Origin of the sequence: Cryptosporangium sp. NPDC051539, from assembly GCF_044454545.1 — a bacterium.
Lineage (GTDB): Bacteria > Actinomycetota > Actinomycetes > Mycobacteriales > Cryptosporangiaceae > Cryptosporangium.
In genome coordinates, this window is sequence record NZ_JBITDV010000003.1 from 156,190 (window position 1) to 182,086 (window position 25,897).

Sequence of the window (25,897 nt, forward strand, 5' to 3'; positions counted from 1 at the left end):
GGTCCCGGCTACGGCCAGCCGACCTCGGGTCCCGGCTACGGCCAGCCGACCTCGGGTCCCGGCTACGGCCAGCCGACCTCGGGTCCCGGCTACGGCCAGCCGACCTCGGGTCCCGGCTACGGCGCTCCGACCTCGGGTCCCGGCTACGGGAGCACGCCGACGTCCGGGCCGGGTTACGGCGCTCCCAGCGCGCCCGGTTACGACGCCCCCGGCGCGCCCGGTTACAACGCGCCGAGCGCGCCGGGTAGCTACGAGCCGCCGAGCGCACCGGGTGGATACAACCCGCCCGGCTACGGCGGTCCGGACGACCCGACCGCGCCGCCCCGGCCGCCTGCGCCCTGATCCGGCTGCTTCCCGGGCCCGGCTCCCCGCAAGGGAGCCGGGCCTTCGAGTTTCCCGCCCGGCCGGGCCCGCTCAGCCGGTGGACGCGCGACCGCCGCTCCCCCGGGCGGACGCGACCGCCGCTCCCCCGTGCGGCGTAACCGAAGGGTCGCCGGGCTCCGTCCCGGCGGGCCGCGGTGGCCGGCGGGAGCCTCGAAGTGAGGCGTTAGAGTGCGGTCCATGAGCCCGCGGCTTGCTGACGTGGCTGTCAAGGCCGGCGTGAGCGAGGCCACGGTCAGCCGGGTCCTCAACGACAAGGCCGGGGTGTCGCCCGCGACCCGGCAGGCCGTGCTGGCCGCGCTCGACATCTTGGGTTACGAGCGGCCGCCGCGGCTGCAACAGCGCAGCGCCGGCCTGATCGGACTCATCACCCCGGAGCTCGACAACCCGATCTTTCCCGCGTTCGCGCAGATCATCGAGCAGGGCCTGTCGATGCAGGGCTTCACCGCGGTGCTCTGCACGCAGGTGCCGGGTGGCGTGACCGAGGACGCGTTCACCGAGGTGCTGATCGAGCGGGGCGTCGCCGGGATCGTGTTCGTGTCGGGCCTGCACGCCGACAGCACGGCCGACACCGAACGCTACAACCGCCTCGCCGCGCGGCGGTTACCGATCGTGCTGATCAACGGATACGCGCCCGGCGTCTCGGCGCCGTTCATCTCGACCGACGACCGGGCGGCGATCCGCCAGTCGGTGTCGCATCTGGTCAGTCTCGGCCACGAGCGGATCGGGCTGGCGATCGGGCCGCGGCGGTTCGTGCCGGTGCTGCGGAAAGTCGCAGCGTTCCGGGACGTGGCGTCGGGGTCGGCGGACCTGGTGGAGCACACGTTCTTCTCGGTGGAGGGCGGCCGGGCCGCAGCCCTGTCGCTGGTTTCGCGCGGATGCACCGCGGTGATCTGCGGCAGCGACCTGATGGCGCTGGGGGCGATCCGGGCGATCCGCGATCTGGGGATGACGGTGCCGGGCGACGTCTCGGTCATCGGGTTCGACGACTCGCCGCTGGTCGGGTTCACCGACCCGCCGCTGACGACCGTGCGGCAGCCGGTTCAGGCGATGGGCACGGCGGCCGTGCAGATGCTGCTGGACGAGATCGCGGGCATACCCGGCCCCAAGTCCGAGTTCGTCTTCCAGCCCGAACTGGTGGTGCGGGGCTCCACCGGCTCCGGCCCGCGGGTGCGTTGACGGAGTTTCGTCAGCGGAGCGCCTGGCTGATCGTGGAGAGCCGGCCGCCGGCTGCTGCTGGTCACCTGTTCGAACTGGATCGCGTCCACCACCGGCGTGGGCCCGGCCGGCCGTCGCCGGTGGTTCCGGCCGGGGGGTTGTTGGAGAAAGTCGTGTTCAAAACGCTACGGTCGACGTGGTTGACCTGCTGAGCGTTGACCGTGCCGAAGGTGACACCCCCAGCGGGCGGATCCTTGCGTTTCCCGGAGCCCTGGCCGATCACGCCGAGGGCCGCGATCAGCACGCCGATCACACCGACGAAGAAACTGCCGATGCTGGCGAGGCTGTCGGCCTTCGCGAGACCGACCGCGCCGACGACGAAGCCCGCTACCCCGAGCAGCGCACCCACCGCGATGACTCCGGCGGCCCGTTTCATCGTGTCACTCCTATCCGAAGGGTCCGGGCGCGGATGCCGGACTGCTCGTCGGGTTCCGGGTCCCCGCGCCTCGGTGCCCGACGTCGAGGAAGCTGGGAGGCGTCGCCGCGCGGCTGGGCGGTGCCGACGGAGTGCGCAGCCCCGAACGCGCGTGGAATTCGGTGGACGCCCGCGGGAAGTCGACCATCGACGGCCGGGCGAGATCAAAATCCGCCGACTGGGTCACGTCGATGTGGTCGCCGACCGCCATCACCTGAGCGCCGGTCACCGTCGCTCGGCCCCATGCCGAGGTGAGCGTCGCCCGATCGAACGGAGACGTCACCGACGCGTGGCCCAGCACCTGCCACCCGGTCAGGTGCCGGCCTTCGCCGACCGCTTCGCTCGGGAAGCGGTTCGTCGCGGCCCCGGGCGGCCTCTCGACCACGGCGACGGCGAGCGCCCGGGCCAGCGCCGCGTTACCGGCCAGGAGGAGCGCGAGAGGCACGTCGGCACGAACGTCGTACACGTGGGTCGCGTTCACGGACGACCGGCTGGCCCTCGTCGCCTGGTGGGCTCCGTGGATCGAGACGTGATACGCCGGGCGGACGTCGGCCTGCGCGTGCGTACCTCGTGCGCCGGACGGAGCCGGCCCGGCCGACCGGGCGGCGGTCTGCAGCGCGCGCCCGGCGGCGGCGATCTTGGCCGCACTGGCAGGATCGTCCGCGAGCTCACGTAACGCCCGGGCCACTGCCGGCCGGAGCAGGAGATCGCCGAGACGCAGGTCGATCCGCGTCACGCGGTAATGGTCGGTCGTCCGGATGTCGCTGTCGCTGGCCACGATCGCCGCGCCGCAGCCACGCGCATCGATGCGGTCGATCGCACCGAGGAGACCGCTGACCTCGACCTGTCCGTGGGAGGACGAGACCACGTGCAGCGTGACCCTGATCGGCTCGTCCTCGCCCGGCGACGAGGTGGCCCGGGCCACGGGCGGCGACTGCGCGTCGTACGTCGGCGCCGCGACCCGGTCGTGCACCCCGACCGGCCCGGCCGCGGAAGACCCCCCGCCCCCAGCCCAAGCCCCAGTCCCGGCCCCGGCCCCGGCCCCGGCCCCGGCGGATCCTCCGCCCTCGGCGGAACTCCCACGCAAGGCGGACGGTGTGGCGAGGAGGGTGAGCCGAGGCTCGCGCCGTTCCTCCGCGGCGGACCGCCGGACGGGCCCGGCAGCCGGCGACCGCTTCGCCGCCGGACCGCGGCCGGTAGCCGCACGAAGGTTCGGCCGCGCGCCCGCTGCACTCGGCCGCCTGCCGGCAGCACTCGGCTGCACGCCAGCGACCGTCGACTCAACCCCGGCGACCGTCGACTCAACCCCAGCAGACGCCGACTCAGCCCCAGCAGACGCCGGACCGGCCCCGGCGGGCGCCGGACCGGCCCCGGCCGCGGTCGGCTCGGCGCCGGCGGCCGTCGCCCCGGAGGGCGCGGCGAACTCCCGGCGCCGGGACGTACCGACCCGGTCGCCGGGGCCCGGGGGCCGGGCCGAGGGGTGGGCCGTTACCGGACCGGGGCCTCGGAGCGGCGACGCCTCAGCCGGCTCGCGGGCCGACCGAAGCGGCGGCACCGAAGGACCCCAGAGCCGCCGGGCCGCGAGGTACGCGGCGAGCAGGACGGCGGCCGCCACGACGAGGTGGACGGCGAACGCGGCGAAATCTCCAAGGCGCGCCATGGGAGTCACGGTAAGTCGCGAGTCAATCGCCGATGGCGACGCTTCACCGCGACCGGACAGTGAACGGGGCCTCCGGGTGCCTCTGGCATGCTGAGACCGTGGCGACCATCTTTTCGCGGATCATTGACGGGGAGTTGCCGGGGCGGTTCGTCTGGAAGGACGAGCACGCGGTCGGTTTCCTGAGCATCGCGCCGATCAAGGCCGGCCACACGCTGGTCGTACCGCGCCAGGAGATCGATCAGTGGACCGACGCCCCGGCCGAGTTGCTGACGCACCTGACGCGCGTCGCGCAGGCCGTCGGCCAGGCCCAGAAGGACGCGTGGAACGCGCCGCGGGCAGCGCTGATCATCGCGGGCTTCGAGGTGCCCCACCTGCACCTGCACACGTACCCGGTGTGGAGTGAGGGCGACTTCCACTTCGAGGACGCCGACCCGGACCCCGGCCAGGCCGCGCTGGACGAGGCCGCCGAACGCCTGCGCGCGGCCCTGGAGAAAAACGGATACGCGGCCCAGGCCCGATGATCGTCGCGCACGGCGGGGTGCAGCCGACGATCCACCCGACGGCGTACGTCGCTCCGACCGCGCTGGTGTCCGGTGACGTCGAGGTCGGGCCGCACTGCCGTGTCCTGTTCGGCGCCGTCCTCACCGCCGACGGCGGCCCGGTGCGCCTCGGCGAGCACGTGATCGTGATGGAGAACGCGGTGCTGCGCGGTACCGCACGGAATCCGCTGCACGTCGGCTCGCACAGCCTGGTCGGGCCGCACGCGAGCGTGACCGGCGCCGAGATCGGTGAGCGGGCGTTCCTGGCGACCGGTTGCTCGGTGTTCAACGGCGCCCGGATCGGGGCCGGCAGCGAGGTCCGCGTCCACGGCTGCGTGCACCTGCGGACCACGCTCCCGCCGGGCGCGACCGTGCCGATCGGCTGGGTCGCGGTGGGTGATCCGGCGCGGATCATGCCGCCCGCGCACCACGACGCGATCTGGGCGATCCAGCGCGGCCTCGACTTCCCCGGGTACGTGTTCGGCGTCGACCGCGACGATCCGGACGCGATGGTCACGCTGACCGAGCGGTACTCCCGGGCGCTCGGCGCACACCGGGACGATTCCATTCTGCGGGACGAGCGTTCCGGAACCTAGGAACGCGAGCTAGCGTCGAGTGCGGATCCTCGACCAGGGCCGAGTTGTGCGGGCCGGGGCCCGGCGCGGTACCACCGCGCAGGGCCCCGCCGTTCGTCCCTCGTCCTGGAGGTCCCGTGGTTGCCGCCCGTCTGCGCGATGTCGCGAGTTCGCCGGTCCGTGATCTGCTGGCGCTGCTCGAGCGTCCGGAAGTGTTGTCGTTCGCCGGTGGGCTGCCGGCACCGGAGTTGTTCGACCTCGGCGGAGTGCGCGAAGCGTACGCGTCGGTGCTGTCCGGCCCGAGAGCGCGGCTGGCCCTGCAGTACGCGCCGTCCGAGGGCGATCCGTCGCTGCGGGCGCTCGTCGCCGGCCGGATGACCGGCCGCGGCCTGCCGACCGACGCCGGGGACCTGCTGATCACGACCGGCTCGCAGCAGGCGCTGACGCTCGTCGCGACCGCGCTGCTGGACCCGGGCGCGGTCGTCGCGGTCGAGGAGCCGACCTACCTGGCCGCGCTGCAATGCTTCCAGCTGGCCGGCGCGCGGATCGTGACCGTGCCCGGCGACGACGACGGTGTCGACCCGGCCGCGCTGGGCGAGGTGATCCGGCAGCACCGCCCGACGCTGTTCTACACGGTGCCGACGTTCGCCAACCCGACCGGACGGACCCTCGCCGCGTCCCGGCGGGCAGCGGTGGCCGAAGTGACCGCGGACGCCGGGGTGTGGGTCGTGGAGGACGACCCGTACGGCGAGCTGCGGTACCGCGGCGAACCGGTGCTGCCGCTGGCTGCCGCCGCCGAGAACGTCCTCTACCTGGGCAGCTTCTCCAAGATCGGCGCCCCGGGGCTACGCCTCGGCTGGGTGCGGACGCGACCGGCCGTGCGGCCGGCGCTGGTCGTCGCCAAGCAGGCCACGGACCTGCACACGTCGACGATCGACCAGGCCGCCGCCGCGGCCTACCTCTCCGCGACCGACCTCGACCGGCACGTCGGCCGCCTCTGCGACGCGTACCGCGAACGCCGCGACGCGATGATCGGCGCGCTGCCCTCGGTACTGCCGCCCGGCAGCCGGTGGACCGACCCGGACGGCGGCATGTTCACCTGGGTCCGCCTCCCGGACGGCTACGACGCGGCCGCGCTCCTGCCGACCGCGCTCGCGCACGACGTCGCGTTCGTGCCCGGAGCGCCGTTCTACGCCACCGCGCCGGATCGGGCGACGCTCCGCCTCTCGTTCACGACGCCGACGGTGGACGAGATACGAGAAGGCCTGCGGCGGCTCGGCCTCGCGCTCCGTCACCCGGACGCGCAGGCGGATTCAGGTACGCCGGGGACGATGTCCGGCCGGAAGCCGGTCGATTCGTGGACAAGAACTGGTCAGATCGCGTCCGGGGCGCGGTGAACCCCTAGAACATTAGATGTTCCGGAAGGGGCCGAGCAGGGGGCGTGGTCGGGCGCGGGAAAAGGCGCCGGGCCGGCCCCCTTTTGCTGGGGGGCCGCGGCGAACGCTGCGGCCCTTCGCAAGGGACCGGCCGGACCCGGGGGGGTGGTCCGGCCGGCCCGCCTAGGATCGCCCAGACGGGGGATCAGTTGCCCATAATCGCTCACGGCTTAAGATTCTCCTACGCTCCCCTTAGGACAGTTGCTCTCGGCTCCGGCACCCCCGGGCGTGCCGCCGACGGGTCGGGACGGCCGCCATGGTTCGATCGAAGGCGTCCCAACCGTTCTCGCAGGAGGCAACCAATGCAGAAGCCCGACGTCGGCCCGATCGAGGGTGCTCCCCCGGCCGACCTCGTCATCGAGGACCTGGCCGTCGGCGACGGCGCGGAAGTCGGAGCCGGGCAGACCGCCTCGGTGCACTACGTGGGCGTGTCGCACTCCAACGGCCAGGAATTCGACGCCTCGTACAACCGTGGCGCCCCGCTCGACTTCACGGTCGGCGCCGGTCAGGTCATCTCCGGCTGGGACCAGGGCGTCAACGGCATGAAGGTCGGTGGCCGGCGCAAGCTCACGATCCCGCCGCACCTGGCCTACGGCGACCGCGGCGCCGCCGGTGTCATCGCGCCGGGCGAGACGCTGATCTTCGTCGTCGACCTCGTCGGCGTGCGCTGACCCGAGCGGAGTGAATGCGGCCGGGCTGGACGCGGCCGGAGGACGCCGCCCGGTGGAAGGGGTGCACCGGGCGGCGTCCGGCTCGGTGGACGCGCTTCAGCGGTAGGCCGGTGCGAGCGCCAACGGCTGTTCTCCCCAGGCCCGCCGGGTAGCGCTGTACGCGTCGGCGGCGAGGTCGCGGAGCGGCTCGCAATCGGGCGGCAGCGACGCCTCGGCCAGCATCCCGAGCCGGTACTGGAGGATCTGACGCCGGCTCGGGCGCGGCCGGCGCGGATCGGTGCTCGCCGGGTCGCCGGCCAGTGCGCTCGGGAGGAACCAGCTCGTCGTGAGCAGGACCCAGGCGGCGACGGCCCGGTCGAGCGTCTCGTCGAACTCCGGACGGGCGACCGCGGGCAGCGCCGGGGCCAGCGTCTCGCGCCAGCGGTCGAGCGCGAGCCCGGCGGCCTCCGGGGGCATCCGCCAGCTGCACCAGCAGCTCGGCCACGGCACCCGCAGATATGCGGCCTGCCAGGCGACCGACCGGAACTCGGTGAACTCGAAGTCGATGAGCACGAGCCCGGCCGGCGTTTCGACGTTGTTGTCCGGGCAGGCGTCCCCGGGGTCGAGCGCCCGGGCCGTGGCGTCGAACCCGTCGGCCGCGGTGCGCAGCGTGGCCAGCGCCTCGGGGCGGGGCGTGACGCCGATCTGCGGCAGATACCCGGCCAGGTCGACGGCGGCCTCGGCCAGCAGTTCGGCACTGGTGTCGAGCGCGGGCGGGCCGAGCGGCGACAGCGCGGCCAGCTCCTCGGCGTACGCGGCCTCCAGACCGACGGTTGCCGCCTGGAACGCCGCCGTCGTCTCGGCCCAGCGCACCAGTGCCGCGGTCGCGGCGTCCGGATCGGGGGTGGTCAGACGGTCGGCCAGCGACGGGCCGGTACCGGCGTCGGCCAGGACGAGCACCTCCGGCTCGTCGGCGACACCGAGCAACTGCGGTGCACCGGGCACGCCGGCGCGGCCCAGCAGGGTGAGCGCGGCGCGCTCGCGGGGCGGGTACACGCCGGTCGGGGTCTTGAGGATCACCGAGGCCGGGGTGCCCGGACCACCGGACAGCCCGGCGCGGAACACCTGGGCCCGCGAGCTGCCCGACAGCCGCTCGGGAGCGGAGATCGTGACGTCGCCGAACCGGTGCTTGACCGCGGCCTCGGCGGCCGCGATCACCGCGTCCGGATCGGTTTCGGACGTGGAGGCGGGCACGTGCTCAGCCTGCCATCTTTCGGGACACCGAGGCAGTCGGATGGGCGGCATCGCCGTTCCCGGGACACAATCGGGGGGTGCACGAGAACACGGCGGAGGAGTTCGTCTGGCGGCTGACGGCGGACGAGACCGTGTCCGCGTACGTGCGTGGCGCGCTCCTGATCGATCTGCGGACGCCGCGCGAGCGCGCGGAGCAGGGCTTGCTGCCGGGGGCGATCGTGGTCGATCCGTCCGTTCTGGAGTGGCGGCTGGTGCCCCGCAGCGGTGGCCACCTGCCCGAGCTGACGAGCTACGACGCCGAGATCGTGCTGGTGTCGAGGGACGGCGAGGCGTCGAGCGTGGCGGCGGCGCGCCTGCGGGAGCTGGGACTGTGGCGCGCCACCGACCTGGCCGGCGGCTTCGAGTCCTGGCGCGCCGCGTCCCTGCCGGTCGGCGGCGACGCGGCCGTGATCCGCGGATGATGCTACCGGCGGAGCTGGAGCGGGCCTGGGGCGACTCCGAACGGCAGTGGCTCGACGGGCTGCCCGCGACGGTGGACGCGGTGGCGGCGCAGTGGGGGCTGACGCTCGGCGAGCCGTACGCGCTGTCGTACCACTGGGTGACGCGGGCGACGGACCCGGCGGGCACGCCGGTGGTGCTGAAACTCGGGCCACCCGGTCCGGGGCACCTGCGCCAGGAGGCGGCGGCGCTCCGCGCGTTCGACGGCCGCGGGGCGGTGCGCCTCCTGGCCGAGGACGCCACGCGCGGCGCGTTGCTCACCGAGCGGGCCGAGCCGGGGACACGCCTGCGCGACCTGGTGACGGCCGGTCGGGACGAGGAAGCGACCCGGATCCTGATCGGCATCGCGAACGACGTGCACCGCGCGCCGACCGGTGACGGCCTCCTGCCCGATGTCGCGACGCTCGCGGACGCGTTCGGGCGGTACGTGCGGGAGTTCGCCGATCGCGGGCCGTTGCCGCTCCGCCTGGTCGAGCGGGCCGACGCCGTGTTCAGCGAACTGTGCGGGTCGGCCCCGCGGCGGGTCGTGCTCCACGGCGACCTGCACCACGACAACGTGCTGCGGGCCGGCGACGGCTGGCGGGCGATCGACCCGCACGGCTACGTCGGCGACCCGGGTTACGACGTCGGAGCGATCCTCTACAACCCGGAGCCCACGGTCCGCGACGACGTGCTGCTCGCGGCGGTTCCGCGGCGGGTCGAGCAACTCGCCGACGGGCTGGGCCTGCCCCTCGACCGGGTGCGCGCCTGGGGCTTCGCGGTCTCGATGCTGTCGGCGGTCTGGGACACCGAGGACTGCGCCGAGCCCGGGCCGCCGGGGCGGGCGCTCGACGTGGCGCGGCTGCTACTCGGATAGCTCGCGCTCGGTCGGCGTCCGGAACCGCGGGACGACCCGGACCCCGCCGGCCTCACGCAGCCAGCACCGCAACCGCTCGGCCTCCGCGTCGGCCAGCGCCCTGGCGTCGGCCCCGAGGTCCTCGAACAACCGCACCGCGACCGTACCGTCGGCGCGCTGCGCCCAGCCGCCGACGATCCGCCCGTCGAGCCAGATCGTCGGGCCTCCGTTGCCCGCGCGGTCGAACAGCCGCGGCCCGTGGTCGCCGAGGTACCAGTCGCGCCCGGTCCAGCCCATCGTGGTCGGGTCGAGCGCCGGCAGGAACGCCGTCCACGGGCCGGGGTCGGGCGTGTCGTCCAGGTCGTCGGGAAGCACGAAGCCGGTGCCGCCGGTCAGCGTGACCTCGACCGCGCCGAGGTCGGCGAGAGCCCGCTCGACCTGAGCGCCGGTCCAGCCGGTCCACCACTGCAGGTCGGCGGCCGGCGCCGGACCGTACGCGCGGAGCCAGGCCCCTGCGAGCTCGGCGCGGGCGTCGGTGTCGGACGGCCGGTCGAGCGGGATCGGCAGCCACTGCTCGGCGAGCGCCCACTGGTAACGCTGGGAGACCCAGGAGCCGGACGGACGGCCCCGCACGATGCGGCCTTCCGCGCCGAGCAGGACGAGCACCCGGCTCGTGATCGCGGACTTCGCCTCGTAGGGCTTGCCCGGGGCCAGGTGCAGGGTCGTGCGCAGGCGCGGCTCGTCGGCGGCGAGTTCGACGGCGGTCGCGGTGCCGCCGCGGGCGGCCAGCGCGGCGAGCGTGCCGTTCTCGACGTCCGCGAGCCACTCGTCGACGTGATCGAGGCCGGTCTCCCGCAGGTGCTTGAGCAGGAGACGCCGCTGAGCCCCGGCGATGCGTTCCATCGTGGACGCCTCGACGACCGGCAACAGCGGGCTCGGGACGACGAACACCGTGCGGCGCATGCCGAGCATCCGGACGAGCGTGCGCTGCTCGTAGAGCGCGTCCTCGAGTACCGCGGGCGGGCTCGGCTCGGCCCGGGCGCGCACCGAGAGGAACACGGTCGCCGCATCGGTGGCGTGCAGAGCGACGACCCGGGCCGCCGCCGAGACCGGGTCGCCCACCGGCCGGGCGAGCGCGTGCCGGACCCCCAGCCGTCGCCGCCGCTCGTCGTCCGTGAACTTCCGCACGCGCCGATAGTGCCCTACCGGGACGTCGTGCGGGCCGTGTAGAGGAGGTACTCCCACTCCATGACCCCGTCGGAGAGACCACGATCGCCCAGGTCGGCGAGGGCGCGGTCGAGATCGGCGACGCGCGAGGGATCCACCGCCCGGTAGGCGTTGATCGTCGGGCCGTAGTTGGTCTTGAAGTAGTCGCGGAACTCCGCACCGGACGCGAACGCCTCGATCCGCACGTTCGCACGCCGGACCGACACGTCGGTCACCCGGTCGCCGAACAGCTCGGCCAGGTACGACGGGGTTCCCCACCGCGGCGCCGGCTGCGCACCCGGTGGGGACGTCACGAACGGCTTCATCGTGGCGAACAGCTGCCCGATGAACCCTTCCGGAGTCCAGTTGATCAGCCCGACCGTCCCGCCCGGGCGGGCCACCCGGATCAGCTCGTCCGCCGTAGCCCGGTGGTGCGGTGCGAACATCACGCCGACACACGAGACCACGACGTCGAACGAACCGGTCGCGAACGGCAGGTTCTCCGCGTCGGCCTCCTGCCAGGCCGGCGAAGCCCCCCGCTCGGCCGCGAGCTTCGCGCCGACGGCCAGCAGCGAGGGCGTGACGTCGCTCGCCACGACGTCGGCGAACTCGTGGCGGCCGGGGTGGTCGAGCGGCGTCCGGACGAGCGCGAGGTGCAGTACGTCCTCACACCCGCCGGTCAGGAGCTCGCACCGATCGTCCAGGCGCTGGGTGCGTGGGGCGTGCGCTGGGTGGGCGTGCTGGGCGATTCCGACCTCGACCCGAAACTGCTGCTGTGGGATTGGCACCGCAACGTCGACCTCACCACGGTCCCGGCCGGCCGCACCGTCGTCGGTTTCCGGTTCCCGACGGCGCCGAAGAAGCAACAGGATTGGTGGCTGGTCCTCACGCCGGCCGAGGCCGACGTCTGCGACGTCGACCCCGGCTACGACGTAGCCGTTCAGGTCACCGCCGACCTGCGCCGGCCGGTCGAGGTCTGGCGGGGCGATCTGACCTGGTCGGACGCGATGCGGGCGGGCGACGTGGCGCTGACCGGCCCGACCGACCTGCGCCGGGCCGTCCCCGCCTGGTTCCGCCCGGGCCCGTTCGCGACCGTCCCCCGTACGTGAACCGGCGCCGGGCCCTACTGCACCGACAGGTGGACGTGGTTCGTGTGGGCGGCCGAGGGGTCACTTCCGCTCTGGTAGGCCCGCCAGCCGATGCCGGGTAACCAGATCTGGCGGTACCAGATCACGTAGAGCACGGCGAGCCGGTCGGCGTTCGCGATGTACCAGGCCGCGAGCCGGTTCCCGTAGGCCCGGTCGTCGCCGGTAGCGGCGCCGCCGAAGCCGTTCTTCGCGGCCGCGAAGTCGCAGGCCCGGCCCTTCGGGTGCTCACCGAACGAGGCCTGCCGGAAACAGTGGACGTAGTGCGTGAACCCGGCCGCCTGGGTCTGGCGCAGCGCGTGCAGCGTGCGCGGGGTGAGGCATCCGTCGGACGTGGGGTCGTCCTGGCTGCAGCCCTCGGAGCCCCAGCTGCCGTCCGCGCGGCGGGGGGCGGAGGTCGCACGGCGGCTGGTGGTCTTCCGCTTGGGCGCGGGCTCGGCCTTCGGCCCCGACGACGACGGTGAGCCGCCGGCCGCCGCGCGCTCGTCGTTGTTCTCGCCGTCGGTGGTGAACCCGCCGGTCTGCTGGCCGCCGACCTTGGCGTCGGCGAGCGCCTTCTCGGCCGCCGCACGCTTCTGGGACATCGTGCGTTCGGCCGAGCGCTGCTTCGTCAGCTGCGCGTCGACGTCCTTCCGGGCCGTGGCCAGGTCTTCCTTGGCGTGGCGCAGGTCGTTCAGCGTCCGGGTGCGACGCTCCGACAGCGCGTCGATCAGGCCGATGTTGCCGATCAGATCCGGGAGCGAGCGCGAGTTCGTCATCGCGGTGGCGGTGTCGGGGATGCCGTTGCGGTAGGCCGCCGCGCTCAGCTTCCCGACTTCGGCGTCGAGGGCGGAGATACGCTTCTCCAGCGCGGCGATCTGCGTGATCAGCGCGGTGCGACGCTTCTCGGACGCCTGCGCCTTCGCGTGGGCGTTGTTGTAGCCGCCGGCCGCCTCGTCGAGCCGGCGCTGGAGCGTCGCCGTGCCGCCTTCGTCGTCCGGGCCGGGCGCCGCCACGGCCGGGCCCGGGGAGCTGCCGACCAGCAGGCCCAGGCCGGTGAGGACGGCGACGAGCACGACCGCGAGCCGGGATCTGAACACGCCTCGGACGGTAAGTCGCTCACCGTGCGTCATCCGACCCCGGAAAGGGAGTCGTGAATCGGATTTGCGGCTCGCTTAAGCAAGCGGTTACCGGTGTGACTCCTGGGGCTGGTGGGCCCGACGCCAGAACGACCGCATGTCCTCGAACGTCCGTCTCCCGGTGAGGAACGCATCGGCCGCCGACATCTGCTGGTTGAGCGCCTCCGTGAGGTCGGAGAAGTCCACCGACGGATCCGCGCCCGCCGGATCGAAGCCGCTTCTCAAGCGCCCCGGCCGCGCGCCGCCCTGCCCTGGAGCCCGCCGGGTCCGATCCACCAAGCAGGTCCGACAAAATCCCGCCCGGCAAGGGTGCGTCCCCTACCTTTCAGACATGCGCGTTCTGGTGGTCGCGGCGCCTGTGCCGGGTCACGTTCTTCCGTTGCTTCCCCTGTCCCGTGCGCTGGCCGCCGCGGGCACCGACGTCCTGATCGCCACGGCCGGCGACGCGGTCGCCACCGGAGAGAGAGCCGGCCTCCCGGTGGAGGATCTCGCGCCCGGCTTCGACCTCCCCTCGGTCTCGCGTGGTGTGACGCTGCGGCATCCGTTGGCCGGCACCACCGGTTCCCGCGGCACCGGCGCGCTGTTCGGCGCGATCAATGCCCGCCTGGTCGACGCGCTCCTGGACGCGACCGAACGCTTCCGGCCGGACGTCCTCGTCGCGGAGCCGCTCGCGGTCGCCGGCCAGATCGCCGCCGCGGTGCACGGCGTCCCCCTGGTCCGGCACGAGATCAACCTGGCCGACGGCGCCGAGCTCAGCGCGGCAGCCGCCGGACCGTCGCTCCGGCGCCTGCGGATCGACCGGCTGCCGGAGCCGGTCGCGGTGATCCAGGTGGCGCCGACAATGGTCGTGGGTGAGCGGCCGGGGTGGCCGATGCGGTACGAGCCGCCGACGGTCGCGCCGCTGCCATCGTGGCTCACCGAGACGCCGGCGCTCCCCCGGATCCTGGTCAGCCGGAGCACGGCCGCCGGCTCCGGTTCGGCCGGGCTGATGAAGTCGCTGGTCCCGATCGCGAGCCGGGTCGACGCGGAGATCGTGCTGGTCCGGCCAGAGCCCGGGCTACCGCCGCGGCTGCCCGACAACGTCCGGACGATCGGCTGGGTCTCGCTCGACGCGGTGCTCCCGACCTGTTCCGGGATCGTCCATCATGGTGGGTCGGGCACCGTGCAGGCGGCCTTCGCCGCCGGGGTGCCGCAGCTGGTGCACGCCCCGAGTGCCGATCACCGGTACAACGCCGAGGCCGTCGCCCGGGCCGGCGCCGGGATCTGCGTACCCGGCCGCAACCTGGCCGTCGACGACGTGACCCGCCTGATCGGCGACGACACCCTGCGCAAGGCCAGCGTCACGATCCAGGACGAGCTCGCCGCGCGCCCGTCCCCGGCCGAGATCGCCGGGCGCGTGCTGGCGCTGGCCACCGCGAGCGCACCCGGGTAGAGCTCCGTTCGCAGGCGAACACTTCACGCGGTGCCGCGGACACAGAACGGCGGCCCGGCTGCCGCTTCAATCGATCCATGGCCGAGACGACGAGCACCGCAGCCCCCACCCAGAACACCCGGGTCCGCACGTCGGGTCTCGACCACCTCGAGCCCTACCTGCTCGCCCCCTCCTCCCTCACCCCGACCGCGCTCCGCGAGCGCGCCGAGATCATCACCGCCGAGATCGCCGCCGCCGGCGGCGCCGAGGCTCTGCTCGCGTCGTCCGACGGCGAGCCGGTCGCGCTCCGCGGGAACTTCCTCTACGACGCCTGGCTGGTCCGCTGGACCCCGGGCGACGCGACCGACCTGCACGCCCACTCGGTCGGCTTCCAGACGGTGACGGTCCTCGGCGGCCACCTCACCGAGACCGTGGCCAGCAACGCCGGTCTGGACGAGACGCAGCTCGCCACCGGCGGTCAGCTCGCCGCGCGGCCCGGCCACACCCACCGGCTGGTCGCGGGCGAGGCCGGCGCGGTCACGCTGATGCTCTCGTCACCGCCGCGCTCGGTGCCCGTGCTCAAGGGCTGAGCGTGATCCTGAGCAGCCGCTGGGCGCCGGTCGACTGCTGGTAGTACGTGACGTACTGGACGAGCCCGCCCTTCTCGGCGTACTCCGGGTGGGCGAACGCGGCGTAGTTGGCCCCGAAGTTTCCCGCGTCGGTGTCGGCCAGCGTGAACGGATCCGACCACGGCCCGTACGGTGCTCCGCCGACCTGCGCGTCGAGCTCGTGCGACCCGTACTCCATGTAGACGTTCATCCAGGCTTTCAGCGCGGGGTCGTAGAAGACGCTGTTCCCGGCCGCCCCGGCGCGGACCGTCGCCACGGCGTCGGCCGGATCGGCGGACCAGATCGGACGGTACTCGTCGTCACGTCCGCCGAAGAAGCGCCAGGACGAACGGTCGGTGAGCCGTGCCAGCGGGACGCGGGCCACCCGGCAGCGGCTGTCGCCGGTGCAGTCGCCGTAGACGTACACGTCGCCGCCGGCGAGGACCGCCTCGGAGGCGTACATCGCGCCCGACGGGAAGAACAGCGTCGGGTCGGAGCCCTCGATGCTCCGGACCGCGGGACCGTTCACCGGGGTGAGGCGGGTGACCTCGTACGTGGTCATGTCGACGGCGGCGATGCCGGTGCCGAGATCCTGACCGTAGCGCTGCGAGCAGGGTTCGCCGGCGGCGCCGCCTCGGCACAGCTTCTGGTAGAAGACCAGCACGCGGTGGTTGGCCTCGTCCGCGATCACCGGGCCGGGCCAGAGGCCGAACGTGACCGCGCAGTAGGGGCTGCCGACGCAGTTCCCGGCGTGCGACTTCTCGAACGCCTTCTCGCCCGTGCTCCAGGGCAGGAACTCGTCGTGGACCGTGCCGTCGCCGGTGCCGGAGAGGTCGCCGGCGGTGAGCGTGATGCCGTCGGAGGCGTCGAGATCGGACGTCGAGACCGCGGTGTTCGAGAGGAACGCGGCGGGCTTCCTGAGGACGGTGTCGGCGAAGACCCAGACGGAATGGTCGCCGTACCGGACGCTCTGACCGTTGTCCCTGGCCTTCACCCGGCTCTCCTGACGCACCGGGTCGAGTTGCGCGACCTTGCCGACGTCGGGGATCGGCGGGATCTCGTCGGACATCGGGGGCGCCGCGGCGTGCGGCCGGGAGGCGGGGGCGCTGACCGGCGGCGGGGGCGAGGCACTCGGGGCCGGCGGGCCGGAGCGCGCGCTGCCGCCGGTGACGACCAGACCGGTCACGACGAGCGTGACCACGTAGGCCAGGATGCCGACGACCACTTGACTGCGGGGCGACCGGCTGCCGCGGCGTGAGGACGGGGGGTCCGTTCTCTCCTCGTCCGGTAACGCTGTGGTCGGCACCCACGGCTCCTCGAGCGCAGTTATCGGGCGGCATCCGTCAGGAAGACACTGGCAGAAAAAGGCAGCGTTCGAAGCGAGTCAGAAGAGTCTTTGTGTGATCTGCGCCCGGTTAGGAGCGATCCGCGCAGCCTCTTGGTACCCAGCGGTTCCAGGCAGTAACGGGCCGCGGCTGGACCGCAGTATTTGAAACGCCCTTCCCGGCATGGGCAGGCAGCTTCAGACAGGAATTTCGCTATTAGGGCACCCGACGGCGGGGGAATGAGGTTCGATCGTGCCGGGTGGGCAGGTGCGCTAGTGGTGGCGCTGTGGGGGCGGTGCGTATGGCCGGGGCGATTTTCGTGAGCTACAGCCGGGCCGATCGGGAGTTCGCGGCGGGGCTGGCGTCGCATCTCGAGGGCGCGGGGCTCGTGGTGCGGTGGGAGTTTCCCGGCGACGGGTTCTCGAGGGAGGTCCAGCGGGCGCTGGACGAGTGCGCCGCGGTCGTGGCGGTGGTGAGTGAGGCCGGGGCGGGGTCGCAGCGGCTGGAGCGGGAACTGCGGTACGCCGGAAGCCGCCGGAAGCCGGTGTTCGCGCTGCTGCGGGGCGCCGCCGGGGCGCCGCCGGGCGTCGTGCGGGCGGAGTCGGTGGGCGCCGGGCTGCCCACGCCCACGTTCGTGGAGGCCCTCCGCCGGCAGTCCGCCGATCCCGGGGCCCCCGCGCCCCGGCGCGCGACCGGCCGGGCCAGACCGTCCGCCGGCGCACCGCCGGCCACACCGCCGTCACCCACGCCGCCGTCACCCACGCCGCCGCCGCCCGGGGCGGCGACCGCCGGAACTCCCTTCGCCCGGGTCCGGACCAACTGGTCCCAGTCGCTGTTCTTCCGCGGCCCCACACCCCCCTCGATCCCGCCCCTCCCCGTCCCGAACAGCTCCCACGGCGGCGGAAACCCCCGAAGACAGGTCCGGATCTGGCACTCGGTGATGGCCATCACCACGGCCACCCTGCCGCCGATCGGCATCTACGCCGCGCTCTTCACGCTCTGGACGCTCCGCCAGTCCCGCAATCTCCCGGGCCGCACCGCGCGCCGGCGCGCCGCGATCCTCAAGACCCAGCGCGTCGTCACCCGCTACGTCCTCGCCGGCACGCTCTGGTCGGCCGCGCTCGCCGCCACCTCCCGCGCCGACGTCCCGCCGGGCGGTCTCCTCCCGTTCGATCTCTGGGCCACCCTCACGGCCCAGAAGCCCGGCGTCGGCTGGGCGCAACTCACGCTCCTGTACTTCGGCGGCGTGCTGGCGATCACGGTGGCGATCTACCTCTACGGCTCCACCGGCCGCGGTTCCGCCGCACGCCCGATGAACGCCTGGATGCTGGCGATCACGCTCGCGACCGCCGCGTCGGCCGCGTTCTTCGGCTACTTCTGGCCGTCGTTCGACCCGCTCACCGCGAGCATCCTCGTCGCCGTGCACGTGGGCATCATCCTGCTGCAACTGGTGATCTGGATCCCCGAACGCCGGGCCGCCCTCGGCACCTGACGTCCACCGACCGGGATGGCCGAAGCCGGCCCCGGTCGCCGATACTCGTCCCTACCGGGCACCGAACGGACCGAGCGAGGGGACCCGGTGGGTAAGAAGCGAGGCTGGCTGCTCGTCGCAGCCATGGTGGTCGCGTCGGTCGTCATCGCGAGGCTCGACGGCCCGATGGAACAGCGGGAGTTCATCCCGACCGCCGTCGCGGTCCTCGCCGCGCTGGCGGCTCTGGCCGCGCTCCGGCCCACCCCCGACTCCGAGGAGACACTGCGCCGCCGCCGGCTGCAGCACCTGACCGAGCAGCAGCGGCAGGTCTGGCGTTCCCGCGCGGCGGCCGATCGCCTCGTCACCCGCGACAGCGTCGACCTCCTCCGCGGTGACGGCGGCCTGATCCCGCTGCGCGGTACGTTGAGCGGCCCGGCGCTTCCCGACCTGGAGTGGCGCCTCACGCCGGACGACGTCGAGCGGGTCATCACGACGGTGCTGCGCCGAAGACTGCTGCTCGCCGTGCTCGGCGAGGACGGGTCGGGCAAGACCGCCACCGCCACGGTCCTCTTCCTGGCCCTCCTCCAGCGCCGGGCCGAGGCTCCCGACGCCGACCGGTTGCCGGTTGCGGTATGGGTGTCGCTGGCCGGCTGGGAGCCACCGTCCGCGAACGGAAGCGGCCAGTCCCTGCGCGAGTGGGTGACCGCCGCGCTCCGGCGGGACTACCCCCGGCTGCTCGAGGACCCGCAGCGGTTCGGCCCGCGGCCGCTGGACCGGTTGTGGGAGTCCGGCCCGCTGCCCGGCGGCGATCTGCTTCTCGTCCTCGACGGCCTGGACGAGGTCGGCGACGGCGCCGAGCGCCGCGCCGAGGTGCTGGCCGAGATCCACCGCGGCACCGCCCATCAGCCGGTCGTCCTCACCGGCCGGGCCGACACGTACCGGCAGGCCCTCCGCAGCGCGCGGGCCACCTGCGCGGATTCCGAGTGGCGGTCGGAGACCGCCGAGCTCCGGCTGGCCTCCTACACGGTCGCCGACGCGGCCGCCTATCTGGACGCGGAAGCGCCGGCGAGCGAGCTGACCACCGCGTTCAGCGCCGGCCCGGACCACACCCGGGAGATCTGGGCCGACCCGCAGATGCTCTCGCTCCTCCGGCTGGTGCTGGCCCGCCGGACCGCCGCCACCCAGCCGGAACCGGTCCCGGTCACCACTCACGACGCGCTCGCGGCGCTCCGGACCCCGTCACCGCGCTCCGCGCTGCTGACCCTTCTCGTCTGCGGCCTGCTCGGCGTCCGTTACCACCACCGCGACGCTCCGGACGAGGACGCCGCGGCGCTGCGCAGCGCGGTCGCCGGCAAACAGTTCTGGCTCTCCTGGCTCGCGGGCACCGCCAGGGCCGACGCGTTCGGATGGTGGGAGCTCCCCCGGAACGCGTCCGAGGCCCTGCGGCGCCGGACGTCGCTGCACCGCGGGCGGCTCGCCGTCCGCAGCACCGCGACGACGTTCCTCGCGCTGACCGCGGTGCTGCTCTTCGCCGCCTGGGCGGGCCTGCTGACCGGATTCGAGCGGGCCCAGGGCGGAATCGACGTGCCGCGGGGACTGGTGCTCGCCGACGTGCTGGCCTGGCCCTGGCCGTGGACGGCGGGCCGGGCCGGAACGGGCGCCGCGGTCGCGTCGCTGTTCACCAACCCGATCCTGCTGCCGGGGGTGCTGCTCCTGGTCGCCTGCGTCCTCGTCTTCACGATCGTCGCCGGAGGCGGCAACCTGGAGCACCGGCTCGGTGGCCGGCCGCAGCGCATTCGTCCCGGTCTCGTCTCGGCCCGCTCACTGACCCTCTCCGTGGTGCTGGCGGTCCCCGCGATCGCGGTGGCCGTCGCTGCGCTGGTGCAGGTCCGGTCACCCGCGGCCGGCAGCGCTTCCGCGCCGCTCCGACTGCTGGCGGACGCCGCCCTGCCGGCCGTCGTGGTGGCGGGTGGTCTCGCGATCGTGCTGATCCTGGTCGGTTTCTGGAGCGTGCCCGGCCGGACGTTCTCCCCCCGCGCGCTCTACGAGGACGACCGGGCCTCGACGCGGACCGTCGCGCTGCTCGCCGGCTCGGTCATGACCGTGCTGGCGGCCGGGCTGACCTGGTGGCTCACCAGCGGGCCGCGCGTCCCCACGCTCGTTCAGGGGTCGTGGATCGTCACCGCGGCGGCCATCGCCCTCGGCGCGACCCGCGGGCTGAGCCTCGGGGCCGGACTGGGCTGCGCGAGCCTGCTGCCGCCGGAGTTCGGTCTCGGCTACGCGGCGCGCCTGGACCTGCTCGAGCAGGTGACCGACCGGAACGGACGTGGACCCGAACTGGCCGTCCTGCTCGGACTCCGGCCGGGTACGGACGGAAAGCCCGCACCGCCGGGGGTCTGGCGCATCGTCGGCACCCGCCATCAGTTCCGGCACCTGCTGGTCGCGAAGAAGCTCTCCGCGTCGGTGCCGCGGCGCAGGCCCAAGGCCCACCGCTACCCGTACCTGCTCAAGACCGCCGTGCTGTCGCTCGCGACCGCGGTGCTGTTCTCGACGCTGAGTGGCCTGGGCTCGGTGGTCACCACCCGGGTGCTGTGCGTGCACCCGTCCCGGTCGGGCGCCCCGATCGATCCGCACGTGTGGTTCGAGGCCGGCCAGTGCGTGGGTTTCTCCACGCCGACCGACGACACGAACTGGTTCACGGTGTCCTGGGCCCAGCGCGGGCGCACCCATGACGTGCTCGGCCCGATCCTGCGGCGGATCGGCCGGACCAACGCCGCCATCCGGCCGGACGCCACCGAGATCCGGACGATCGTGTTCCTCGCCCCGCTCTCCCGCACGCCGTCGAGGCCGGACGAGCAGACGATCAACGCGGCCGAGCAGCTGCGTGGTGCGGCGCTCGCCCAGGAGAACTACAACGCCCTGCCGACGACGACCGCCCCGGTGCGGCTCGTGGTCGCCAACGTGGGCAACCAGTTCGCCGCCGGGATCTCGGTCGCCCGGGCCGTGCGCGACGCGTTCGGACCCGGGCTCCACGCGGTCATCGGGCTCGCCCAGAGCCGGCGGGTGACCCGGGCCACCCTCCGCGAACTGGGTGACGTCCGGATCATCGGCGCGAGCGTCTACGGCAGCACGATGCGCCGCGGCCGGCCGGCCGATCCGATCGGGGAACTGCCGACGCTGCGGATGGTGGCGCCGAGCGACACCTACGTGGCCGCGGATCTCGTCGACGACGCGCGGCGCTTTCCGCTGCCGTGGACCCGCTCGGTGGTCTTGTTCGATCCGGACGACCGCTACTTCAGCGTCGATCTGGAGGAGGCGATCGTGCAGGCGATCGGCGGGAGCCCGACCGCGCTCGACAAGGTGACGCTGCACGAACACGCGACTCCGAGGGCCGCGGAGGCGGAGTACCGGCAGGCCGCCGGACAGGTCTGCCGGGCCGGGACCCGGACGTTCTTCGCCGGTCGCGCCGACCAGTTGCTCGGGCTGGCCACCGCGATCCGGGCCCGGCCGGGGTGCGGGCCGGCGGTCACGGTGTGGGGAGGCCCCGGTGCACCCGTCGCCCTGAGCTCCGGACGCCTGCCCCGGCCGGAGCCGCGAGCGGGCGGGACCGAGGTCCGGGTGCGGTACTCGGCCCTCGCGCCGGCCCCGCCGTGCCGACGCCCCGACGACCTCGCGACCTGGACCGATCGCGCCACCGCCTACTCCGCGTTCTTCGCCGCGAACGACGCGGTGCCGGACCGGTCGTGGTGCGCGACCGTGCCGCTGCTGGCCGGCACCGAACCGGCCGACGGCCACCTCACCGATCCGCGCTCCCGCACGATCGGCGACTGGCCACCCTGACCCGGCCGCCGACCGAACCGCCTCACCTCGAGGAGGCAGCGGGTTATATAGGCTTTGCCGGTGAGCGCGCAGGCGGATCAACCTCCTGAGGCTCGGACGCCGCTCACCAGGGAGCGGGTGCTCCGGGCCGCGATCGCGCTCGCGGACGCCCACGGCGTCGAGGCGCTGACGATGCGCCGGCTCGCCACCGCGCTCGGCGTCGAGGCGATGTCGCTCTACCACCACGTCGCCAACAAGGACGACGTCCTCGAAGGGGTCGTCGACCTGCTCGCGGTCGAGATCAACGACGCGGTCGCGGCGATCGACGGGCCGACCGCAGGCGCGGCCTGGCAAGCCGCGGCGCGCAAGCGCATCCTCACGGCCCGGGAGATCATGCTGCGGCACCCGTGGGCACCGCGGGTGTTCGCGTCACGGACCTCGATGAGCCCGGCGACGATCGTGTACCACGACCGTCTCGTCGGGCTGATGCGCGACGGCGGCTTTTCCTACGACCTCGCGCACCGGGCTCTGCACGCGCTCGGCAGCCGGTCGCTGGGCTTCACCCAGGAAATGTTCGACCCGGGCGGCGCGATGCCCGCCGACGTCGACCCCGCGGACCTGCTGGGGAGCTTCGCCGAGCAGGTCCCCCACCTGGTGGGGATGCTGCAGGACGCGATAGCGCACGTGGACCCGGACTCGCGCCTGGGCTGGTGCGACGACCAGGTCGAATTCGAGTTCGGCCTCGATCTCGTGCTCGACGGCCTCGAGCGGCTGGTAGTCCGCTAACTCGATCCGTGACGGACCCGAACGTCCACGTGCCCTTGACTCGCCTTACCGCGTAAGGCTACCTTACGACGTAAGGATGCCTTACACCGTAAGATCCGAGGGAGCCCGCCATGAAGGCCGTTGTCCAGGACCGGTACGGATCGCCCGACGTCCTCTCGTTCTCCGAGGTGCCCGAGCCCGAAGCCCGCGCCGACGACGTCGTGGTCCGCGTCCGGGCCGCCTCCGTCAACGCCCGCGACTGGCACGTCCTGCGCGGCGACCCGTACGTGGCCCGGCTGATGGCCCCCGACATCGGCGGCCTGCGCGCGCCGAAACAGCCCGTCCGCGGCACCGACTTCGCCGGCGTCGTCGAGTCGGTCGGTGCGACGGTCACGCACCTCGTCCCGGGCGACGCGGTGTTCGGCGAGGCACCGGGCGCGTTCGCGGAGTACGTCCGCGCCCCGCAGAACGTCGTCGCCCGCAAGCCCGCGAGCATGACGTTCGAGCAGGCCGCGGCGCTACCGTTGGCCGGCAACACGGCGCTGCTCGGCCTGCGCGAGATCGCCGGCGTCACTTCCGGCCAGACCGTGCTGATCAACGGCGCGTCCGGCGGCGTCGGCACGTACGCGGTGCAGCTCGCCGTCGCCTACGGCGCTCGGGTGACCGCGGTGTGCAGCACGCGCAACGTCGAGCTGGTCGAATCGCTCGGCGCGCACGAGGTCGTCGACTACCGCACGACCGACTTCCGGACGCGCGGCGAGCGCTACGACGTGGTGTTCGACCTGGTCGGTAACCGTTCGCTCGGCGACCTCAAGCGGTCGGTGACGCGCGACGGCACCCTGTTGCTCTCCGGCGGGGGCGTCTCCACCGGCGGGACGCTGTTCGGGCCGATGAAGCTCATCGTGGCCGCACAACTGCAGTCCCGGTTCGTGAAACAGCGGATCGAGATCCCCCAGGCGGTACCGAGCACGCGGGCGCTGCTCGAGCTCGCCGGGCTGGTCGAGGAGGGCAAGCTCCGGTCGGTGATCGACCGTACGTACGCGCTCTCCGCCGCGGCCGACGCGATCCGCTACCTCGAAACCGACCACGCCCGGGCCAAGGTAGTCCTCACCGCAGAGGACCCGTGCCTGTAGCCTCGGGGCGAAATGTCGTTTAGGTTGCTTATGCGGGGGTACCAGTGCCGATTGGTCGGAGAGCGCTGCTTACCGCGGGCCTGTGGGCGCCCGTCGCGGCCGCGGCCGGGTGCGGCTCGAAGAGCAACGCCGGAAAGTCCGGCGACACCTCGTTCTGGTGCTGGCCCGGCGGCCTGAGCACGAAAGTCGTCGCGGACGCGAAACAGAAGTTCCGCAACGACACGACGCTGATCTACAGCGAGTACTCGGGCAACTTCCGGAACAAGCTCACCTCGGCACTGGCCGACGGCGCGAAGCCACCGTCGATCACCGGGATCAAGGGCGAGGACATCGCCTCGTTCCTCCCCCGCGCCGACCGGTTCACCGACCTGACGACACTCGGCGCGGCGCGCCTGGCACCGGACTACCTGCCCTCGAAGTGGCAGGAGGCGACGGCCGTCGACGGGCGGCAGGTAGGGATCCCGATCGACATCGGGCCGACCGCGATGTTCTACCGCCGGGACGTGTTCGAGCGGGCCGGCCTGCCCACCGACCCGAGCGACGTGGACGCCGAGACGTCGACCTGGCCGCGGTTCCTGGCCTTCGGCAGCCGCTTGCGGGCGAAGCTGCCGGGCACGTTCCTGATGGCCAACACGCTGACGATGTTCGACATCGCGGTGGCCCAGTCGGGAAAACGTTTCGTCGACCAGTTCAACCACTTCGTCGGCGACGGCGAGCACGTCAAGACCGCGTGGGACGCCGCGGTCCGGGCGTCGACCGACGGGCTCTGCGCCCAGATCGACAACGACGACAAGCGGTGGGGCCCGGCGCTGGCCGACGGGGCGATCGCGGTGTCGTTCGGGGCGGCCTGGCACGCGCAGGACATCGAGGAGGACGCGCCCAGCGCGACCGGGAAGTGGCGGGTGGCGGCCGGGCCGGCCGGCGGCGCGAACATCGGCGGGTCGTTCCTGGCGATCCCGGCGTCGACCAGCGACCAGGCGACCGCGTTCGAGATCATCGAGTGGCTCCTCAGCCCGGAGAACGAAGCCCGCGCCTACACCGAGGCGCGCCTGTTCCCGTCGACGCCGGCCGCCTACTCGACGCCGGCGCTGCGCGAGCCCGACCCCTACTTCGGCGGCCAGCAGACGATCGATATCTTCAGTGCGTCGGCCCGCAAGACCCGGCGCGCGTACGAGGCCCCGGCCGACGGGGTGATCAAGGACGTCTACCTCGACGAGTTGCGCAACCTCGAATACCACGGCAAGGCGCCGGAGCAGGCCTGGTCGGACGCGGTGAAGCGGGCCCGCCGAGTGGCCGCCGAGAACGGCGTCAACTAGGCCGGCCACGGCGGGCTGCCTGCCCTTGAAACGCGGCCTAGAGGCCGGCGTCGGAGAGCGGTTTCGTGTACCGGGCCGGGTGCAGGGCGATCGCGTCGGCCTGCCTCCGGAACCAGGCCGCGGTGGCGGCGGGGTCCTTCTGCCGCGCGAGGATCGCGGTGACGTTCGCTGTGGTGATCGGCAGCGGCGAGATCTGGACCCAGCCGGTCGGCGCGTCGGTGCCGTAGCGCAGGTGCCGGGCCTGGAGCCGGCCGACGACCGCACCCTGCAGGAACGACTCCCCGGAGACCAGTACCAGGTCGCCGCGCGCGACCGCGTGCAACGCCGGTACCGCCAGGCCGGCCCCACCGGCGGCCCACCGCGCGTGCCGCGCGGCCCGCACCGACGCGATGCTGACGCTGTCCATGTCGCCGGTTCCGACGAACGCGAGCGCGTCCGGATTGGCCGCGGTCAGCACCTCCCACGCCTCCCGGTTGATCGCCCGGTCGAGCTTGGTGTCGAACGGGCCGAGCACCCGGACCTTCGGGAACAGGACGTTGAACGTCTGCCGGAGCCCGGCCACCCGGTCGTCGTAGATCGGCACGCCGGGCGCGGGGTTGCCGATGATGATCGTTCCGGTCGCACCGGCGGGCACGCTCCGGGCCACCTGCCGGGCGAGGATCTCGCCGAACAGACGGTTGTCGTTGCCGATCAGCAGCGGGACGTTGGAGCCCGGCGCGGGCGGGCACTGCACCATCGCGACCGGGATGCCCTCCTCGGCGAGCGCGGCGAGCGGCTCGGCGAACAGCTCGGGGCTGTACGTGAAGACCGCGAAGCTGTCCGGAGCCGGCTCGGGCTGGGACTGGAACTGCCTGAGCTGCTGGGACGTGTCGGCGATCGCCGGGCCGAACTCCCGGTGCCGGACGCCGCCGACCGACTCCACCCCACTCGCGAAGCCCAGGACCGTCTGCTTGACCGAGTTGAGCTCGGAGCCCACGACGACGAGCGCGGCCAGCGGCGTCGCCGGTCGCACCGGGGTACAGGCGGCCGAGGCGACGAGCAGGAGCACCACCGCGGCCAGCCGCTTCACACCGGAACCATCGGCGGGTTCGCGCCCTATTCGAGGGCTTAGCGGCTCAG

Annotated in this window: 24 protein-coding genes and 1 pseudogene; 16 read left to right on the plus strand and 9 right to left on the minus strand. The window is 73.4% G+C overall.

Translation table 11 applies throughout. From position 1 onward, the window contains the following. Both ACIBZJ_RS11000 and ACIBZJ_RS11005 read left to right on the plus strand, forming a co-directional pair. A pseudogene (locus tag ACIBZJ_RS11000) lies at window positions 1-342 on the plus strand (hypothetical protein); the annotation flags it as partial. A 219-nt stretch (window positions 343-561) separates the two neighbouring features. Further along, complete coding sequence (locus ACIBZJ_RS11005; RefSeq protein ID WP_395928052.1) at window positions 562-1,560, plus strand: LacI family DNA-binding transcriptional regulator; 999 nt, start codon at window positions 562-564, stop codon at window positions 1,558-1,560. 61 nt (window positions 1,561-1,621) lie between these two features. Here the strand turns inward: ACIBZJ_RS11005 and ACIBZJ_RS11010 are convergent, their stop codons facing one another. Together ACIBZJ_RS11010 and ACIBZJ_RS11015 are read right to left on the minus strand one after the other, a co-directional pair. Beyond that, window positions 1,622-1,975 carry a hypothetical protein gene (locus ACIBZJ_RS11010; protein WP_395928054.1) on the minus strand — a complete coding sequence of 118 codons (354 nt, stop codon included), beginning with the start codon at window positions 1,973-1,975 and terminating at the stop codon, window positions 1,622-1,624. A gap of 10 nt (window positions 1,976-1,985) precedes the next feature. Further along, window positions 1,986-2,987, minus strand: a complete 1,002-nt coding sequence (locus ACIBZJ_RS11015) for a hypothetical protein (RefSeq protein ID WP_395928056.1) — start codon at window positions 2,985-2,987, stop codon at window positions 1,986-1,988. A gap of 785 nt (window positions 2,988-3,772) precedes the next feature. Between ACIBZJ_RS11015 and ACIBZJ_RS11020 the strand changes: the two genes are divergently transcribed. From ACIBZJ_RS11020 to ACIBZJ_RS11035, 4 genes are all read left to right on the plus strand, one after another. Then, window positions 3,773-4,195, plus strand: a complete 423-nt coding sequence (locus tag ACIBZJ_RS11020; protein ID WP_395928058.1) for an HIT family protein — start codon at window positions 3,773-3,775, stop codon at window positions 4,193-4,195. Continuing rightward, entirely contained in the window at window positions 4,192-4,809 is a 618-nt protein-coding gene (locus ACIBZJ_RS11025; protein WP_395928060.1) for a gamma carbonic anhydrase family protein, read from the plus strand. The genes ACIBZJ_RS11020 and ACIBZJ_RS11025 overlap by 4 nt, the downstream gene beginning before the upstream one ends. Window positions 4,810-4,925: 116 nt before the next feature. Continuing rightward, window positions 4,926-6,185 carry a PLP-dependent aminotransferase family protein gene (locus tag ACIBZJ_RS11030; protein ID WP_395928062.1) on the plus strand — a complete coding sequence of 420 codons (1,260 nt, stop codon included), beginning with the start codon at window positions 4,926-4,928 and terminating at the stop codon, window positions 6,183-6,185. A 341-nt stretch (window positions 6,186-6,526) separates the two neighbouring features. Beyond that, window positions 6,527-6,895 carry an FKBP-type peptidyl-prolyl cis-trans isomerase gene (locus ACIBZJ_RS11035; protein ID WP_395928064.1) on the plus strand — a complete coding sequence of 123 codons (369 nt, stop codon included), beginning with the start codon at window positions 6,527-6,529 and terminating at the stop codon, window positions 6,893-6,895. A gap of 96 nt (window positions 6,896-6,991) precedes the next feature. Here ACIBZJ_RS11035 and ACIBZJ_RS11040 read toward each other — a convergent pair whose 3' ends face one another. Further along, window positions 6,992-8,128: a hypothetical protein gene (locus ACIBZJ_RS11040; protein WP_395928066.1), complete on the minus strand. Its 1,137-nt coding sequence runs from the start codon at window positions 8,126-8,128 to the stop codon at window positions 6,992-6,994. Window positions 8,129-8,205: 77 nt separating this feature from the next. Here ACIBZJ_RS11040 and ACIBZJ_RS11045 point away from each other — a divergent pair, with 77 nt between their 5' ends. Continuing rightward, window positions 8,206-8,589, plus strand: coding sequence for a rhodanese-like domain-containing protein (locus ACIBZJ_RS11045; protein WP_395928068.1), 384 nt, complete (start codon window positions 8,206-8,208; stop codon window positions 8,587-8,589). After that, on the plus strand, window positions 8,586-9,482 hold the full coding sequence (locus ACIBZJ_RS11050; RefSeq protein ID WP_395928070.1) for an aminoglycoside phosphotransferase family protein: 897 nt from the start codon (window positions 8,586-8,588) through the stop codon (window positions 9,480-9,482). Before ACIBZJ_RS11045 ends, ACIBZJ_RS11050 begins: the two co-directional genes overlap by 4 nt. Here ACIBZJ_RS11050 and ACIBZJ_RS11055 read toward each other — a convergent pair. After that, window positions 9,471-10,649 (minus strand): winged helix DNA-binding domain-containing protein, encoded by a 1,179-nt coding sequence (locus ACIBZJ_RS11055; protein WP_395928072.1) that lies wholly within the window; start codon window positions 10,647-10,649, stop codon window positions 9,471-9,473. The genes ACIBZJ_RS11050 and ACIBZJ_RS11055 overlap by 12 nt on opposite strands. 14 nt (window positions 10,650-10,663) lie before the next feature. Then, a complete protein-coding gene (locus ACIBZJ_RS11060; RefSeq protein ID WP_395928074.1) occupies window positions 10,664-11,263 on the minus strand; it encodes a class I SAM-dependent methyltransferase in 600 nt (199 codons plus the stop codon). A gap of 15 nt (window positions 11,264-11,278) precedes the next feature. Between ACIBZJ_RS11060 and ACIBZJ_RS11065 the strand changes: the two genes are divergently transcribed. Continuing rightward, window positions 11,279-11,776, plus strand: a complete 498-nt coding sequence (locus ACIBZJ_RS11065; RefSeq protein WP_395928076.1) for a winged helix-turn-helix transcriptional regulator — start codon at window positions 11,279-11,281, stop codon at window positions 11,774-11,776. Between the two features lie 14 nt (window positions 11,777-11,790). Here ACIBZJ_RS11065 and ACIBZJ_RS11070 read toward each other — a convergent pair whose 3' ends face one another. Both ACIBZJ_RS11070 and ACIBZJ_RS11075 read right to left on the minus strand, forming a co-directional pair. Continuing rightward, complete coding sequence (locus tag ACIBZJ_RS11070) at window positions 11,791-12,891, minus strand: coiled-coil domain-containing protein (RefSeq protein WP_395928078.1); 1,101 nt, start codon at window positions 12,889-12,891, stop codon at window positions 11,791-11,793. Window positions 12,892-12,978: 87 nt separating this feature from the next. Beyond that, window positions 12,979-13,116 (minus strand): hypothetical protein, encoded by a 138-nt coding sequence (locus ACIBZJ_RS11075; protein ID WP_395928080.1) that lies wholly within the window; start codon window positions 13,114-13,116, stop codon window positions 12,979-12,981. A gap of 145 nt (window positions 13,117-13,261) precedes the next feature. Between ACIBZJ_RS11075 and ACIBZJ_RS11080 the strand changes: the two genes are divergently transcribed. After that, complete coding sequence (locus ACIBZJ_RS11080; RefSeq protein ID WP_395928082.1) at window positions 13,262-14,362, plus strand: nucleotide disphospho-sugar-binding domain-containing protein; 1,101 nt, start codon at window positions 13,262-13,264, stop codon at window positions 14,360-14,362. A gap of 77 nt (window positions 14,363-14,439) precedes the next feature. Continuing rightward, complete coding sequence (locus ACIBZJ_RS11085) at window positions 14,440-14,931, plus strand: hypothetical protein (protein WP_395928084.1); 492 nt, start codon at window positions 14,440-14,442, stop codon at window positions 14,929-14,931. On the opposite strand, the gene ACIBZJ_RS11090 is transcribed toward ACIBZJ_RS11085, so the two are convergent. Next, window positions 14,921-16,255: a DUF4185 domain-containing protein gene (locus ACIBZJ_RS11090; RefSeq protein ID WP_395928086.1), complete on the minus strand. Its 1,335-nt coding sequence runs from the start codon at window positions 16,253-16,255 to the stop codon at window positions 14,921-14,923. The two genes, ACIBZJ_RS11085 and ACIBZJ_RS11090, sit on opposite strands and share 11 nt — an antisense overlap. A 338-nt stretch (window positions 16,256-16,593) precedes the next feature. Here ACIBZJ_RS11090 and ACIBZJ_RS11095 point away from each other — a divergent pair, with 338 nt between their 5' ends. The 5 genes from ACIBZJ_RS11095 (at window position 16,594) to ACIBZJ_RS11115 (ending at window position 24,778) form a co-directional block, all read left to right on the plus strand. Continuing rightward, window positions 16,594-17,766 (plus strand): toll/interleukin-1 receptor domain-containing protein, encoded by a 1,173-nt coding sequence (locus tag ACIBZJ_RS11095; RefSeq protein WP_395928088.1) that lies wholly within the window; start codon window positions 16,594-16,596, stop codon window positions 17,764-17,766. Window positions 17,767-17,853: 87 nt separating this feature from the next. Further along, complete coding sequence (locus ACIBZJ_RS11100; RefSeq protein WP_395928090.1) at window positions 17,854-21,585, plus strand: hypothetical protein; 3,732 nt, start codon at window positions 17,854-17,856, stop codon at window positions 21,583-21,585. A gap of 60 nt (window positions 21,586-21,645) precedes the next feature. Then, window positions 21,646-22,350 carry a TetR/AcrR family transcriptional regulator gene (locus ACIBZJ_RS11105; RefSeq protein ID WP_395928092.1) on the plus strand — a complete coding sequence of 235 codons (705 nt, stop codon included), beginning with the start codon at window positions 21,646-21,648 and terminating at the stop codon, window positions 22,348-22,350. A 110-nt stretch (window positions 22,351-22,460) separates the two neighbouring features. After that, entirely contained in the window at window positions 22,461-23,462 is a 1,002-nt protein-coding gene (locus ACIBZJ_RS11110) for an NAD(P)-dependent alcohol dehydrogenase (RefSeq protein ID WP_395928094.1), read from the plus strand. 44 nt (window positions 23,463-23,506) lie between these two features. Next, window positions 23,507-24,778, plus strand: coding sequence for an ABC transporter substrate-binding protein (locus ACIBZJ_RS11115; RefSeq protein WP_395928096.1), 1,272 nt, complete (start codon window positions 23,507-23,509; stop codon window positions 24,776-24,778). A 37-nt stretch (window positions 24,779-24,815) separates the two neighbouring features. Here ACIBZJ_RS11115 and ACIBZJ_RS11120 read toward each other — a convergent pair whose 3' ends face one another. Continuing rightward, window positions 24,816-25,847 carry a substrate-binding domain-containing protein gene (locus ACIBZJ_RS11120; RefSeq protein WP_395928098.1) on the minus strand — a complete coding sequence of 344 codons (1,032 nt, stop codon included), beginning with the start codon at window positions 25,845-25,847 and terminating at the stop codon, window positions 24,816-24,818. Window positions 25,848-25,897 lie beyond the last annotated feature (50 nt).

Bases quoted from the DNA above. Each gene is read 5' to 3' on its own strand.
- ACIBZJ_RS11080 (WP_395928082.1), top strand. From the start codon at position 13,262: ATGCGCGTTCTGGTGGTCGCGGCGCCTGTGCCGGGTCACGTTCTTCCG.
- ACIBZJ_RS11010 (WP_395928054.1), bottom strand. From the start codon at position 1,975: ATGAAACGGGCCGCCGGAGTCATCGCGGTGGGTGCGCTGCTCGGGGTA.
- ACIBZJ_RS11005 (WP_395928052.1), top strand. From the start codon at position 562: ATGAGCCCGCGGCTTGCTGACGTGGCTGTCAAGGCCGGCGTGAGCGAG.
- ACIBZJ_RS11085 (WP_395928084.1), top strand. From the start codon at position 14,440: ATGGCCGAGACGACGAGCACCGCAGCCCCCACCCAGAACACCCGGGTC.
- ACIBZJ_RS11110 (WP_395928094.1), top strand. From the start codon at position 22,461: ATGAAGGCCGTTGTCCAGGACCGGTACGGATCGCCCGACGTCCTCTCG.
- ACIBZJ_RS11025 (WP_395928060.1), top strand. From the start codon at position 4,192: ATGATCGTCGCGCACGGCGGGGTGCAGCCGACGATCCACCCGACGGCG.
- ACIBZJ_RS11035 (WP_395928064.1), top strand. From the start codon at position 6,527: ATGCAGAAGCCCGACGTCGGCCCGATCGAGGGTGCTCCCCCGGCCGAC.
- ACIBZJ_RS11050 (WP_395928070.1), top strand. From the start codon at position 8,586: ATGATGCTACCGGCGGAGCTGGAGCGGGCCTGGGGCGACTCCGAACGG.